This window comes from Arcobacter sp. (genome assembly GCF_050300555.1).
Taxonomy (GTDB): Bacteria; Campylobacterota; Campylobacteria; order Campylobacterales; family Arcobacteraceae; genus Arcobacter.
The window spans coordinates 15,504-28,731 of record NZ_JBNKXY010000011.1 but is presented as its reverse complement, the minus strand read 5'-3'; the positions used below and the strand labels follow the sequence as shown (position 1 = coordinate 28,731).

At 25.9% G+C, this 13,228-nt stretch carries 15 protein-coding genes; 6 read left to right on the top strand and 9 right to left on the bottom strand.

Features of this window, described 5'->3' with window-relative positions; all coding sequences use genetic code 11:
- Window positions 1–21 precede the first annotated feature (21 nt).
- Complete coding sequence (locus ACQY5W_RS09330) at window positions 22–966, top strand: class I SAM-dependent methyltransferase (protein WP_428024690.1); 945 nt, start codon at window positions 22–24, stop codon at window positions 964–966.
- A complete protein-coding gene (locus tag ACQY5W_RS09325) occupies window positions 963–1,943 on the top strand; it encodes a lytic murein transglycosylase (RefSeq protein ID WP_428024689.1) in 981 nt (326 codons plus the stop codon). Before ACQY5W_RS09330 ends, ACQY5W_RS09325 begins: the two co-directional genes overlap by 4 nt.
- On the opposite strand, the gene ACQY5W_RS09320 is transcribed toward ACQY5W_RS09325, so the two are convergent.
- From ACQY5W_RS09320 to ACQY5W_RS09310, 3 genes are all read right to left on the bottom strand, one after another.
- Window positions 1,940–2,911 (bottom strand): hypothetical protein, encoded by a 972-nt coding sequence (locus ACQY5W_RS09320; RefSeq protein ID WP_428024688.1) that lies wholly within the window; start codon window positions 2,909–2,911, stop codon window positions 1,940–1,942. The genes ACQY5W_RS09325 and ACQY5W_RS09320 overlap by 4 nt on opposite strands.
- 81 nt (window positions 2,912–2,992) lie before the next feature.
- Window positions 2,993–3,544 (bottom strand): TlpA family protein disulfide reductase, encoded by a 552-nt coding sequence (locus ACQY5W_RS09315; RefSeq protein WP_428024687.1) that lies wholly within the window; start codon window positions 3,542–3,544, stop codon window positions 2,993–2,995.
- Entirely contained in the window at window positions 3,544–3,972 is a 429-nt protein-coding gene (locus tag ACQY5W_RS09310) for a disulfide oxidoreductase (RefSeq protein ID WP_428024686.1), read from the bottom strand. The genes ACQY5W_RS09315 and ACQY5W_RS09310 overlap by 1 nt, the downstream gene beginning before the upstream one ends.
- Window positions 3,973–4,063: 91 nt before the next feature.
- Here ACQY5W_RS09310 and ACQY5W_RS09305 point away from each other — a divergent pair, with 91 nt between their 5' ends.
- The gene (locus tag ACQY5W_RS09305) at window positions 4,064–4,363 is read left to right on the top strand and encodes a hypothetical protein (RefSeq protein ID WP_428024685.1); all 300 of its coding nucleotides are present in this window, start codon (window positions 4,064–4,066) and stop codon (window positions 4,361–4,363) included.
- Window positions 4,364–4,420: 57 nt separating this feature from the next.
- Window positions 4,421–6,685, top strand: coding sequence for a cache domain-containing protein (locus ACQY5W_RS09300; protein ID WP_428024684.1), 2,265 nt, complete (start codon window positions 4,421–4,423; stop codon window positions 6,683–6,685).
- Here ACQY5W_RS09300 and ACQY5W_RS09295 read toward each other — a convergent pair.
- On the bottom strand, window positions 6,677–8,449 hold the full coding sequence (locus ACQY5W_RS09295) for an ABC transporter ATP-binding protein (protein ID WP_428024683.1): 1,773 nt from the start codon (window positions 8,447–8,449) through the stop codon (window positions 6,677–6,679). The two genes, ACQY5W_RS09300 and ACQY5W_RS09295, sit on opposite strands and share 9 nt — an antisense overlap.
- Before the next feature lie 38 nt (window positions 8,450–8,487).
- Here ACQY5W_RS09295 and ACQY5W_RS09290 point away from each other — a divergent pair, with 38 nt between their 5' ends.
- Window positions 8,488–9,000 (top strand): hypothetical protein, encoded by a 513-nt coding sequence (locus ACQY5W_RS09290; RefSeq protein WP_428024682.1) that lies wholly within the window; start codon window positions 8,488–8,490, stop codon window positions 8,998–9,000.
- Here the strand turns inward: ACQY5W_RS09290 and ACQY5W_RS09285 are convergent.
- The 4 genes from ACQY5W_RS09285 to ACQY5W_RS09270 all read right to left on the bottom strand — a co-directional run bounded on the left by ACQY5W_RS09285 (window position 8,997) and on the right by ACQY5W_RS09270 (window position 11,635).
- Window positions 8,997–9,626 carry an HAD family hydrolase gene (locus ACQY5W_RS09285; RefSeq protein WP_428024681.1) on the bottom strand — a complete coding sequence of 210 codons (630 nt, stop codon included), beginning with the start codon at window positions 9,624–9,626 and terminating at the stop codon, window positions 8,997–8,999. The two genes, ACQY5W_RS09290 and ACQY5W_RS09285, sit on opposite strands and share 4 nt — an antisense overlap.
- Window positions 9,627–9,636: 10 nt before the next feature.
- Window positions 9,637–10,383: a hypothetical protein gene (locus tag ACQY5W_RS09280; RefSeq protein WP_428024680.1), complete on the bottom strand. Its 747-nt coding sequence runs from the start codon at window positions 10,381–10,383 to the stop codon at window positions 9,637–9,639.
- A 112-nt stretch (window positions 10,384–10,495) separates the two neighbouring features.
- Window positions 10,496–11,434 carry a M23 family metallopeptidase gene (locus tag ACQY5W_RS09275; protein WP_428024679.1) on the bottom strand — a complete coding sequence of 313 codons (939 nt, stop codon included), beginning with the start codon at window positions 11,432–11,434 and terminating at the stop codon, window positions 10,496–10,498.
- A 6-nt stretch (window positions 11,435–11,440) separates the two neighbouring features.
- The gene (locus ACQY5W_RS09270) at window positions 11,441–11,635 is read right to left on the bottom strand and encodes a CPXCG motif-containing cysteine-rich protein (RefSeq protein WP_428024678.1); all 195 of its coding nucleotides are present in this window, start codon (window positions 11,633–11,635) and stop codon (window positions 11,441–11,443) included.
- Window positions 11,636–11,724: 89 nt separating this feature from the next.
- On the opposite strand from ACQY5W_RS09270, the gene ACQY5W_RS09265 reads away from it, so the two are divergent.
- Window positions 11,725–12,435: a YebC/PmpR family DNA-binding transcriptional regulator gene (locus ACQY5W_RS09265; protein WP_428024677.1), complete on the top strand. Its 711-nt coding sequence runs from the start codon at window positions 11,725–11,727 to the stop codon at window positions 12,433–12,435.
- Between the two features lie 16 nt (window positions 12,436–12,451).
- Here ACQY5W_RS09265 and ACQY5W_RS09260 read toward each other — a convergent pair whose 3' ends face one another.
- The gene (locus ACQY5W_RS09260; protein WP_428024676.1) at window positions 12,452–13,228 is read right to left on the bottom strand and encodes a M48 family metallopeptidase; all 777 of its coding nucleotides are present in this window, start codon (window positions 13,226–13,228) and stop codon (window positions 12,452–12,454) included.

Below are 13,228 nucleotides of genomic sequence, written 5' to 3'. Positions count from 1 at the left end.
TAGCGTAATAAAAGGGGTTTAATGAAAAGATTTACAAATGAAAGTATGATAGAAATAATAGATTATTTAAAAGAATATTTAAAGGATAAAGAGAATAGATTTATTTGTGAATTTGAAGTATTAAATCCAGATTATTCATTTGATGCTTATAGTGGAGAGAAATTTAATATTGCTGGAGTGGAGTACATATATAGAAGTTATAATTCATGGAATTCTTTAGCTCAAATTTTATTTTGTAAACCATTAACTCCTAAGTTTATATCAGATGAGCTAGTAAAATTATCATTTATGAAATTAAATATTAATAATACTTTTCATAATAGTACAATTGAACAAAATGAGAAATATGGAGTAAATTCTATATTTGATAATATCAACAAAAATGAAGAAGCTTCATTTTTAAATTACTATTTAAATGCACTAAAAAATGTAGATATAAGTTCTAAAAAAAGAGTTTTAAATTTAGGTATAAATAATGGAGATGAATTTGAAGTAATAAAACAAATTTCTAAAGACTATAAACAAACTAAATTTGTAGGAGTTGATTTTTGTGAATCAGCAATTAATATTGCTAAGAAAAATTTACCCGAATCAAATTTCTCTTTTTTTATTGAAGATATTAATAATTTAGATAAATTAAACTTAGGTCGTTTTGACCTGATAATATCGATAGGTACACTACAAAGTACAACCATAAACTTTAAAACATTTTTTATGTCATTAGTACAAGATTATTTAGAAGATAAAGGTGCTATAATCTTAGGCTTTCCAAATTGTAGATGGATTGATACTCAAATGATTTATGGTGCTAAGGCTCCAAATTATTCATATTCTGAGTTATCAATACTATTCAATGATGTGATATTTTGTAAAAAATATTTACAACAAAAAAAATATAGAGTTACAATTACAGGCAAAGATTATATATTTTTAACTGCAACATCAATTAAAAAGGAGCTTGTGTGAAGTTTTTGGTTAGTTATATAATTATATTCACAACTTTTTGTTTTGCTGAAGATTTCAATAAGATAAAAGATGTTGACGAATTTAAAAATTATATGGCAAAAAAGCATAAATATAATAAAAAAGAGTTATCAAAACTATTTGCAAATGTGGAAGTTCAAAAAGACTCTTTATGGTTTTATACAAAGAAAAAAAAGAGTGATTATAAAACTTATTATTGGAATGATTATAGTAAGAGTTTTTTATCTTCAAAGAAAATTCAAGCTGGAGTAGATTTTCTAAAAGAGCATAATTACTATTTATATCAAGCTTATAAAGAGTATAAAATACCAAGTGAATATATTGTAGCAATTATTGGTATTGAGAGTAATTATGGTGGTTTTATGGGGAAACATCCGACCTTTGATACTTTAAGTACTTTAGCTTTTAAAGAAAATAGAAGAAATAAGTTTTTTAAAAAAGAGCTTGAAGAGTTTTTAGTAATGACAAAAAGAGAAAATGTTGATCCAAGGGAGATAAAAGGTTCTTTTGCAGGAGCTATTGGATATTGTCAATTTATGCCAAGTAATTTTAAAAAAGTAGCAGTTGATTTGGATAAAAATAAGCAAGTAAGACTTGATAGACCAGTTGATGCTATTGGAAGTATTGCAAACTATTTAAGAATAAGTGGATGGGAAAGAGGTGTGCCTGTTGCCACAAAAGTAGTTTACGAAGGTGATAGATTTGATAAATATAAAACAGGATATACAACTTCATACAATAGAAATGATTTAGTGGGAATTGAGCCAGAAAAAAGATTTTATTATGATAGAAATGTTAGTTTGATTAAATTAAAAACAAAAGAGAATGATGAACTTTGGTATGGAACTAAAAACTTTAAAGTTATTACAACTTATAATAAAAGTGCTTATTACGCAATGGCAGTTCATCAACTAGCTACAAAAATAAAAGAAGAGTATTTAAAACAAAAAAATAATTAGTGATAATTTATATAATTAGGTTTTGCCCAAATCAAAGCACCTTTTACTGGCTCTTGCCCTAAAATTTGTTTAGGGGTCATAAGTGGTTTAATATCATTTTTATAGAAAATTTTAAATCCACCTTGAGCTATTTTATTTGCTTCTTGATTATATAAAGAGTTATAGATTTTTATTTTTGTTGGTCCTCTTCCATGCCCATCAATATTATATGTAAGGTTTATAGAGTCATATTTTTTTACATTCTCTTTATTTCTTAACATTCTTTCATAAAACATATGAACAAGAAGCATTCTTTTACCTTGAATATTATTTTCAATCATATAGTTTTGCATAGCTTCTTGCACTTCATTAACATCTTTAGCAAAGATATGTCCTATAAATTTTCCAGGGGGATATTTTCTATGTGCAGGTATTTTGAATTCTGGGTCAATAGCTAAATGAACATTAGGATATTTTAGAAATTTGAGTATTGGTTTAATCGCTTCAATTGGTGTCATTGTCCCTAATTGCACATCTAAAATAACTGCAAAATTTTCCTCTTGAGCTTTATTAATGTATTTCATAATTAAAGTTTCATTTAGTGGTTTAATATGATCTTTGTCATTACCAGATTCTAAAGTTGCCACATCTTTTATAATATGATATGTTGGTATTATTTTTGTGCCAGCTGATATTTTTTCATATTCAGCTTTAAGAATTTTCATTTTTTTAGTAAGTTCATCAATATTATATTCACCCAAGATTCCCAGCGATTTTGCAAATGGTCTTCCATAAAATCCTATTAAAATGTCATCAGGCGAATAACTATTTTGTATGACTTCTTTTTTTTCTATATTTTCTTGAACTGGGTTATCTTGTGTTAAATTAACTTGAGTTGGATTAACTTGTGTTAAGTTTTCTTGAGTTGCATTTAAAAAAGTTGTAAAAGTTATTGTAAGTAAAAAGATAATATTTTTTATTTTAAGCATTTATTTCCCTATTTATTAATTCGCGATTATGCCAAAAAAGTATTGTAATTATCTTGAAAGTACAAGTTATTTTAAATATTTTTATTTTTTTAATTTCTCAATAAGGTAATCAAGAGCCTCTTCATCAACTGCACCTAAAAACTTTTCAATCAAAACTCCATCATTTGTAAATAGGTATGATTCAGGTATTTTTTGTACATTATTAAAAGCTTTAGCAAGTCTTGCATTATCTCCACCTACTGTAACATCAAAAGTCATTTCATAATCTTGCATAAATTTTTTTAAGTCACTTATATTGATTGTGTCTTGGAAAAGAATTGATAAAACTACAAAATCATCAGGGTATTTTTTTACCAATTGGTTAAAAACAGGAATCTCTTTTTTACAAGGGGGACACCATGTTGCAAAGAAGTTTATTAAAACAATTTTTCCATTTAAATCTTTTGAAGTAAGAATATCATGGGCATATTCTAAAGTGATTTTTTTACCTTCTGTTGTAACTAAATTATAAATATGTTCATTTTTTTTATCTTTTAGTTCACTAAAACTTGGAGTCTCTTTTACAACAGTTTGAGCATCATCACAAGCAGTAAATAAAAATATAGCAGCTATTAAAGGTATAAAGTATTTCATTAATTTTCCTTAATATTTTTGTAAATTAGTAGTTGCAAAATTAAAAGTAAAAAATATGCAACAAATGATAAAAGTGGAATAGTTATAAAACCAAACCAGTTTAGATAAACAGTTGAACAAGGAACACCTTGTACACAAGGAACCATCTCTTCAGATATTATACCAAACATAAGTAAATTGTGATAAATACTTAGTCCTAGCCCGATTAATATTAGAATAAAAGAGTATTTAAATATCTTATCATCTGGGTATAATAAATTTATCAAAAAGATAAATACTAATGGGTACATAAAAATTCTTTGATACCAGCACATAGAACAAGGAACAAACTGCATAATTTCACTAAAAAAAAGACTTCCTAGGGTTGCAGTTAGTGAAATTATAAATGATAACAAAATATAGTTGGGGTTTATTTTTTTTTCTTGCATTTACTACCTTTGAATGAAAATATATCAATTTTTTTTTAACAAAAACTTAATTTAAAAATATTTATAATGAAATTAAAACTAAAGGGTTAATTTGAATGAGCTAACAGTTATTTTATTTATACTTGTAAGTTTGGCATTATTTGTTTTAATTTCCAAACAATTTGGGAAAAATAGTAAAGGAAGTAAACCAACAGTTAATACAAAACAAGATATTGTCGATGGTTATGAGAGATTGATATTAGAAGTAATTGAAAATAATAAAGATGATAAAGAAGCATTAGTAGAGAAAAAGACAAAACTTCTAAAAGTTATTTCTAAAGATTTACACAACAATATTTATTTTGATGAAGAAGAAGCAAAATATATCGTTTCAAAACTTGCAGAGCTGTAATTTTTGATTTTATATACTATTAGATACAATACTAATAATTAACTTTTGAGGTAAACTTTGAAAAAAAATTTCTCTTTGTATATTATTATTATCCCAATTTTGGCTGTTCTTATCTCTATTATTTTGATTACTATTCATAATATAAAAGAGTTAAATATGACTGCCCAACAAGATATTAAAGAGTTTACCGAAAACTATTTAATTGAAGAAAAAACAAAAATCTATAATAAAGTTCATTTTTTTTCAAATATTATAAAACTAAAATTTGATGAATTTACAGCTGAACAAAGAAATTTTATAAAAGAAAATGCAGAAAAAATTAATTATTTTGAAAACTATTTCTTACATAATCATACTAATACATATCCAAAAAGTGAGATAAAAGCTCCTATTTTAAAAAAGATGTTTAAAAATGATTATATAAATATTATAATTGATTTAAATACAAATAAAGTATTGTTAGATGAAAAAAATCTATTTAAAAATAAAAATTTAAATACATTAACTGATTCTAATGGTGTAAAACTAATAAATACAAAAAGAGAATATGAACAATTTTTAGACATAGAAATAGAAAAGGTTAAATATCTTTTTTATACAGAAAAGTTAAAAGATTTAAATCTATTAATTTTAACAGGAAATAATACTAAAAAATTAAATGAAGAGATTAAAAAGAAGGTTATAAATAGTCTTTTTTATTTTGATACAGAAAGTAGTTATTATATTTTTATTATTGATTTATTTAATATAAATGGTGGAGAAAGATATGGAAAAATCTTACTTCATCAAGGAAGACCAAGTTTATCTGGTACTTATTTAAATGATACAGATAAAAATAATGAAATGGAAAAATATAGAAAAGAATATTTAAAGATTATTAGAGATACTGGTGAGGGGTTTATCACATACAATTATGTTAAGCCTGACACAAATAGTATTTCTAAAAAATTATCATTTTTTTATTTACAAAAAGATTTAAATTGGATTATTGGAAGTGGATTTTATTTTGATGATTTAGAGAGTAAAAAGCAAGAGTTTAAAATCTCAATAGAACGTAAAATAAAAGAGAGTGTAAAAACTTCATTGTTTGTAGGCATAATGCTTATTTTGATAGTTTCAGTAATATTATATTTTATTACTTCAAAAATAAATAGTCTAGTAAATAATTATGCTACAAGTTTAAGTGAAAGTAATGAAAATCTAAAAAAACAAAAAGATATATTTGAGACTTTATTTAAAAAATCTACAGATGGAATTATAATATATTCTGAAGATGGTTTAATAGTTGATTGTAATGATTCGGTTGTTAAAATGTTAGGATATAATAATAAACTACGCATAATAAATAAAAGCCTAAAAGATTTTTCACCAAAAGTTCAGTTTAACAATGAATTATCTATTTCAAATGAAAAGTTATTTAAAGAAGTCTCTTTTAATAATCAAACATACAATTTCGAGTGGTTATTTCTTTCAAAAAATAAAAGAAAACTTTTTTGTGAAATAAGAACAACAAAACTTAATTTAGACGAAAAAAATATTATTCATGCCGTTATCCGAGATGTTACATATAAAAAAGAACTTGAGGAAAAAACAAAAAGACAGCAAGTTATGCTTGCAGAAGAATCAAAAAAATCTGCATTGGGTGAAATGTTAACAATGATTGCTCATCAATGGCGACAACCTTTAAATAATATCAATCTTTTAATTCATTTTGTAAGGGATACTTTTGACAGTGGAAAATTTACAAAAGAAGAGTTAAAGGGTATAACATTAGATATGAAAGCCCAAATAGACTATTTATCTAATACAATAAATGATTTTACAAACTTTACAAATCCTAAAAAAGAAGCAACGCTATTTTGCATAAAAGAAGTCATTAATAAAACCTATAATTTAGCAATTGCTCAATTTGAAAAAAATAATATAAAAGTATTTATTGATGCTGAAGAGATAAATGTTTATGGTGTCGAAAATGAGTTTATGCAAGTTATTTTAAATATTTTAAATAATGCAAAAGATGAGTTACTTGAAGTTGAAAAAAACAGATTACTTTTTATTAATGCAAAAAAAGAAGATGGTAAACTGATTTTAACAATTAAAGATAATGCTGGTGGTATTTCTTCTAAAGTTATTTCAAGGGTTTTTGAACCATATTTTACAACTAAACACAAAAAAAATGGAACAGGTATAGGATTATATATGTGCCATGAAATTATAAAACAGTATAAAAATGGAACTATCGAAGCTAGTAATGTTAGCTTTTACCATGAAAATATATTTTACGAAGGTGCTATGTTTACAGTTACTTTGGATTTAGATTAATTGATTTCTTATAAAATCTTGATAGTGTCCTTCTATATCTTCTAGTTCATCGTGATTTCCACTTTGTACAATTTCCCCATTATCTAAAACAAAAATTTTATCTGCATTTTTTACTGTACTTAATCTATGGGCAATGGTAATTACTGTTTTATCTTTTAAAATAGGCTGTAAAGAGTTAAATAGTTTTGTTTCAGTATGAACATCTAATGCTGATGTTGATTCATCAAAGATTACAACTTTTGCTTTAGAAACAATCATTCTAGCTATTGATAATCTTTGTCTTTGACCACCACTTAATCTTATTCCATGTTTTCCAAGAATAGTATCTAAGCCATTTGGCATATCTTGCACACTATCATATAATTGGGCTGTTTTAAGTGCCTCAAAAATTTCTTCATCACTTATATTTTCATTATCCATAGAGATATTAAATCGTAATGTATTGTTAAATAAAATTGGCATTTGAAGGACTAAAAAAATATTTTTTCTCAAAGATTCTTTATTTATTTCATCTATGCTAATGCCATTATAAGTAATTTCACCAGAATTTTTATGGTAAAACCCAGAAATAATCTGAGCCAATGTAGTTTTCCCACTTCCACTTGCACCAATAAGTGCTACTTTGTCTTTTGGTTTTATATCTAAAGTTATATCTTTTAAAAGTGCTTTATCTTCAGTGTAAGAAAAATATAGATTCTTTATGGATATTTCTAAATTATTATTGTCATCTAATTCAATTGTTCCTGTATTTTCTTTATTTAGTTCTAGAATTTTATTGATTCTTTTTAATGCTGCACTTGCGTTGGCATATGAGTATTGAATTGATAAGATATCTTGAATAGGAGTCATTATAAACCATATATATCCAAACATAGCAAACATCATTCCTATTGATAAATCACTATAGGCAACCATAACTAGCCCAGATGCCCTTAAAACTTCAAAGGCAATTAGAAAAATTGTAAAAGAAAATCTTTCATATGCCACACTTTTAAAGTTGAATTCATCGGATGTTTCTTTTACATTTAAAGCATTTTTAATTGATTGATTAAAAAAGTATTTTTCTTTATTGCTCGCTTTTATTTGACCAAAAAGATCAAGAGTCTCACCCAGATTATTTTGAAATTTTTCAACAGCTTCATTCTCTTTTTTCTTTAAAACTCCAACATTTTTTGAAATCTTTTTAGATAAAAGTATAATAATTGGTTGAATAAATAGAATCATAAGTCCCAAGATGGGGTGTATAGTTATCATAACAACTGACACACCAATAAGAGTTAAAATTGAAGAAATAAATTTGCTAGCTCCATTTATTATAAATCCATCAAGTGTATTTACATCTGTTACTAAGTTTGAAGTAATAGCCCCTGAACCCATACTTTCATATTCATTCATATTTACTTGTTTTAGGTGTAATAAGATAGTTTCTCTGATTTTAAAAGTTACAAATTTTGATATTTTAGTAAAAATCTTAGTAGTTATCGCACTAAATAAAAAATAAAAAATTCTTAATAAAATTACAGCAACTGTAACAATTGCAATATAATAAAAAGCATTTCCCGATGAGAAAAAATAATCAATATTATTTACAAAAAAGTTTGGTTTATTTAAAAGAACTTCATCAACTAAGGCTGGCAACATTAAAGGAATAGGAATACTTATACATATTGCTATGAAAGTAAATAATTGCCCCCAAAGGAGATCTTTTTTATTTTCTATTATCAATTTAAATATATTTTTTAATTTTATCTGCTGTTTTTTCATGTTTGGATTATAGCTTTGTTATTTTAATAGCATATTAATTGAAAAATATTGTAATATTATTAAAAAATAATTTAAATCAAAAATCTTTTTGGATATTATTTCATATGGAAAAAATTGTAAGTACAAGAGAATTAAAAAAGAATTTTTTAGAGTTGTGTAATGAGATATCAAATGATGACTCAAAAGCATTGCTTGATTTGAAAAATACAGAAAAAATTGAATTTATGTTAAAACCTTATTGTACAGAAGAATACCCAATAAGAAAAGTATTACTCACATATCATAGATATGCTAGTATAGCTTTTATATCAGCAGAGTTTGTAAAAAATGCAAAGGTTTTTATTGATGATGTTTTAACTAAATATATAGTTTTAGCTCTTGTTAATAAACCTGACCCAGATGAAGTATCTGTTGTATATTCAAATGTTGATGCTCTTTCACGATTTCCTACTAGACCAATAGCTATAAAAGATATCATCTCTTTTTTAGAATCTGAAAATATTGAAGAAGTTCTAAAAGAGTTTTATAAAAACAAACAACTCTTTTTTTAATTTAATATATTAAAAATATCTTCTAGTTTTTCTATTTTATATGTAGCTTTTGAAAAATCTTGGGTTTTTGTAAACTCATTATGTACTATTACACAATCAATGTCAGCTTCATATGCAGCTATTAAACCCCTTTGCGAATCTTCAACTACAATAGCTTCATCTTTTTTAGCATTAAACATTTCTAATCCTTTTAAATAAGGATCAGGATGTGGTTTTGATTTTGGATAATCTTCCACACATAAAACAAAATCCATAAAATCTGTAATTCCCCGATTATTATGAATAATTTCAAAATCTATACGACGGGAAGTTGTAACAATTCCCATTTTATAATTCTTGCTAAGTTCATTTAAAATATCGTGTACATTATCAATGGCGATATTTTCTTTTTTTAAGTACTCTTGGTAATAAATATCTCTTTGATTTCTAGCAATGATTATCTCTTTTTGGGTAGCCCCAGGTGCCGCTACCCAAACTCCATTTCCATCGGTCATGATTTTCATGTAGTCATCAAATTGAATATTTACATTAAAAAACTCTTTTAGCGCTCTTTTACTTGCTTCAAAATATAGAGGTTCAGTTTCAACTAAAACCCCATCATTATCAAAAAGTATATATTTTTTCATCTTTTATTTATTATTCATAAGGCTTTGGTGTTGGTGGTAGTTCTCTAAAAGATTCTTTTATTGCATTTGTTATGTTATTTCTATATTTATAATTTTCTATAGGATTACTAAACTGCAATAACTCTTTCGCATTTTCTAAGCTTCTTTCTTTTTTATAAACAAAGGCAACTTTTTTCCCCATATCTTCTATTCTATTAAATAGTGTATTACTGTATGTTCGAATGAAAGTAAACTCTTTTTGGCTAATTTTATCACCCCAACAGAAAAATACAAATTTACCAGATGGGATAAAATTATTTGCATCTAGATACATAATATCTCTGTCGAACTCTGTATTTTGTCTAGAATAATATTTTTCTAAATCTTGGTCAAATTTTGTAAGTAAAGTAGTAGAGTTTATATTTTTTTCTATTAGGTTAAAAAGGCTTTTTAACTCAACCAATTTTCCTTTTAATTTTGTTCCCAAAGCGTGTTTAAAAATAGTGATATATGTTTCACATTTTAATTCAACAAATTCACCAAAATTATCAAAATCTTGATCTAATAGAAATTTTTCTGAATCATATCCAATAGGAGTTACCACTGGATTATAAATAAATATTGTCCCTTCAATATTCTTTTTTCTATCTTTTGTTGTTTTAATCATATTTTCTAAATCTTTTCCACTTATAACTTCATCATCATAATTGAAATACAAATAACTAGATGTTAAAAAAACTTCTTCATATTTAGTCTCAATTTTACCAAAATATTGCATATCTAATTTTCCTATACTGTTTTTAAGGCATGAAGCCTTTTATATTTTGCAATTATACTTAAAACTTTTATTTTCTAGATTAATAGCTTATAAAATATAGTATTAAAAGAAATTAGTATTTCTCATTAAGTTTATTTAATAGGGTAAAGAGATTTTCTGGATTGACTAATTCACCATGAACTCTTACTCCAAAATGTAGATGTGGTCCAGTTATTCTTCCTGTATCTCCTGATAAAGCTATTAAATCTTTTTTTGATACTTTTTGATTCTCTTTTACAAGTATTTTACTTAAGTGAAAATAACAGGTATATATACCTTGCCCATGGTCTATTATTATTGAGTTACCAGAATAAAATCTATCACCTACAAATTTTACAATACCATCATTTGCAGCAACAACACGACTTCCAACATCAGCCTTAAAATCAATCCCACTATGGAAACTTTTTAGTTGGTCATTATAGACTCTTTTTGTGCCAAAATTACTTGTGATTTTACTGAACATTGGCATTATAAAATCTTTTTTCCAAAGAATTTCACTACTATTTGTATTGTATATTTCCATTGCTTCTTTATACTCTTTTGCAGTTCTTGCACTATTATTTTGGCTTAGATTTACTTTTGAGTTAGCAACTTTGATTTTTTCACTTTTGTAATTACCTTGTTTAACTCTTATCTTGGCAAAAGTAAATTCTCTTATGTTATTTCTAACATATGAAATAATAACTTTTTCATTGGATGTTTTATTGTAATAAGAGATTGGTACAAGAGCATAAAAAGAGTTCTTTTTAAATGGATTTTTATAAAAAGGTAGATTTATATCTTTAAAGGTTAATTTTACATCTGAAATATTTTTTTCATTTATTTGTATTAGTAAGGTATCACCATTATTTACACTATTTTCATAACTAATGTGAAGTGGTGGAGTTTTACTTAGATATAACTTTTTTGCATCTTGAATATTTTTTTGATATTGATAAATATTCGTTGAGTTTGAAAAAACAGTGCTTGAGAGTAGTAATAAAAGTAGGGTAATTCTTAGATAATTCATAACGTTTTAAAATTCATTTCCTTCTATTGAATTGTAATTAAATGTGGTAACTATACCATCTTCTACATTGTAAGAAACTTCAATAGGACGACAACAAACTTCACAATCTTCTACAATTTCTGTGTATCCAAATACTCCAGTATCTAGTAATATTGTAATAGCTTGTTTACAATAGGGACAAGTTAAATTTAATTCTTCCATCTTTTATAACCTTTTGAAAATGTATAATATCATATTTATAACAAACTTGATATAATCGCACAAAATTATGAAAACAATTGGAGAGATTTATGGGTAGAGCCTTTGAATATAGAAAAGCAGCCAAAATGAAAAGATGGGGAAATATGTCAAGAGTTTTCCCAAAACTTGCACGTGCAATTGAAGTAGCAGCAAAATCAGGAGTTCCAGATCCTGAGATGAATTCTGCACTTAGAACTGCTATATTAAATGCAAAAGCTGAAAATATGCCAAAAGCAAATATTGATGCAGCGATTAAAAGAGCATCAGGAAAAGATGCAGCAAACTTCTCTGAAGTAAACTTTGAAGGTAAAGGACCTCATGGAGTTTTAGTTTTTGTTGAAACTGCAACAGATAACAACACTAGAACAGTTGCAAATGTTAAAATGTATTTTAACAAAAATGGTGGTTCAATGGCACCAACTGGTTCTTTAGAGTTTTTCTTTGATAGAAAAGCAATATTTGAGTTTAATAAAACTGAAGGTATGGATATTGAAGAACTTGAACTTGAGTTAATCGATTTTGGATTAGAAGATATCGAAGAAGAAGATGGAATTATTTTAGTTACAGCTGATTATAAAGATTTTGGTACTTTAAATAAAGCTTTTGAAGATAAAGGAATTGAATTAACTAAAGCAAAATTAGAAAGAATTGCAAATAATCCACAAGAGTTTACTGAAGAACAACAAGAAGATATCGGTAAACTTATTGAAAAGCTTGAAGATGATGATGATGTTCAAGCTGTTTATACAAATATTGCTTAAAAACTTTACCAAATAATCATTTTTTGATTATTTGGTTTTTTTGTTCTTTATTTAAAATATCATTTATTACTTTTGAAATATTAGCTATTCTTGTATCTGAATTTGGGTGCGTTGAGAAAAACTCGATTGACTCTTTTTTACCTTGACTCATATTTTGCCAAAATTTTAAAGCTTCCTTTAAATCATAACCTGCTTTGTACATAAGATGTATTCCAATTTCATCAGCTTCACTCTCTTGCATTCTTCCATAAGGCAATAAAACTCCGTATTGAGCTCCTGCACCATAAGCTATATTAAAAGCATTTGTATATTCTGGTGCTTGTGAACCTAAGATAATATTTCCTAAAAGTTGTACCCCTTGTGCAACCATTCCTGTACTCATTCGCTCAGCTCCATGTCGTGCAAGTGCATGTGCTATTTCGTGAGACATTACAGTTGCAAGTTGAGAATCATTTTTTGCAACAGACAAGATTCCAGTATAAACAACAACTTTTCCTCCAGGAAGACAAAAGGCATTTTTTTGTTTATTTTCAACTAGATTAAATTCCCATTTATAATCTGATTTATTAACAATTTTTGCAATTTTTTGGCCAATCTCTTTTACTCTTTTTGCATCTTTTGTATTTGTTATAACTTTAGATTTTTTAAGGGTATCTTCATAGGATTTTTCTCCCAATGCTAACTCTTGATCTTGAGAGATTAAAATCATTTGAGATCTATTTGTTATGGGAGCTTTACCTGTACATCCCACCAATAAATATGCAATAAAAATAATTGCAAGGTATTTTTTCAT

Bases quoted from the DNA above. Each gene is read 5' to 3' on its own strand.
- ACQY5W_RS09270 (WP_428024678.1), bottom strand. From the start codon at position 11,635: ATGGAAGAATTAAATTTAACTTGTCCCTATTGTAAACAAGCTATTACA.
- ACQY5W_RS09260 (WP_428024676.1), bottom strand. From the start codon at position 13,228: ATGAAAAAATACCTTGCAATTATTTTTATTGCATATTTATTGGTGGGA.
- ACQY5W_RS09315 (WP_428024687.1), bottom strand. From the start codon at position 3,544: ATGAAATACTTTATACCTTTAATAGCTGCTATATTTTTATTTACTGCT.
- ACQY5W_RS09285 (WP_428024681.1), bottom strand. From the start codon at position 9,626: ATGAAAAAATATATACTTTTTGATAATGATGGGGTTTTAGTTGAAACT.
- ACQY5W_RS09275 (WP_428024679.1), bottom strand. From the start codon at position 11,434: ATGAATTATCTAAGAATTACCCTACTTTTATTACTACTCTCAAGCACT.
- ACQY5W_RS09265 (WP_428024677.1), top strand. From the start codon at position 11,725: ATGGGTAGAGCCTTTGAATATAGAAAAGCAGCCAAAATGAAAAGATGG.
- ACQY5W_RS09330 (WP_428024690.1), top strand. From the start codon at position 22: ATGAAAAGATTTACAAATGAAAGTATGATAGAAATAATAGATTATTTA.
- ACQY5W_RS09280 (WP_428024680.1), bottom strand. From the start codon at position 10,383: ATGCAATATTTTGGTAAAATTGAGACTAAATATGAAGAAGTTTTTTTA.
- ACQY5W_RS09295 (WP_428024683.1), bottom strand. From the start codon at position 8,449: ATGAAAAAACAGCAGATAAAATTAAAAAATATATTTAAATTGATAATA.
- ACQY5W_RS09310 (WP_428024686.1), bottom strand. From the start codon at position 3,972: ATGCAAGAAAAAAAAATAAACCCCAACTATATTTTGTTATCATTTATA.
- ACQY5W_RS09320 (WP_428024688.1), bottom strand. From the start codon at position 2,911: ATGCTTAAAATAAAAAATATTATCTTTTTACTTACAATAACTTTTACA.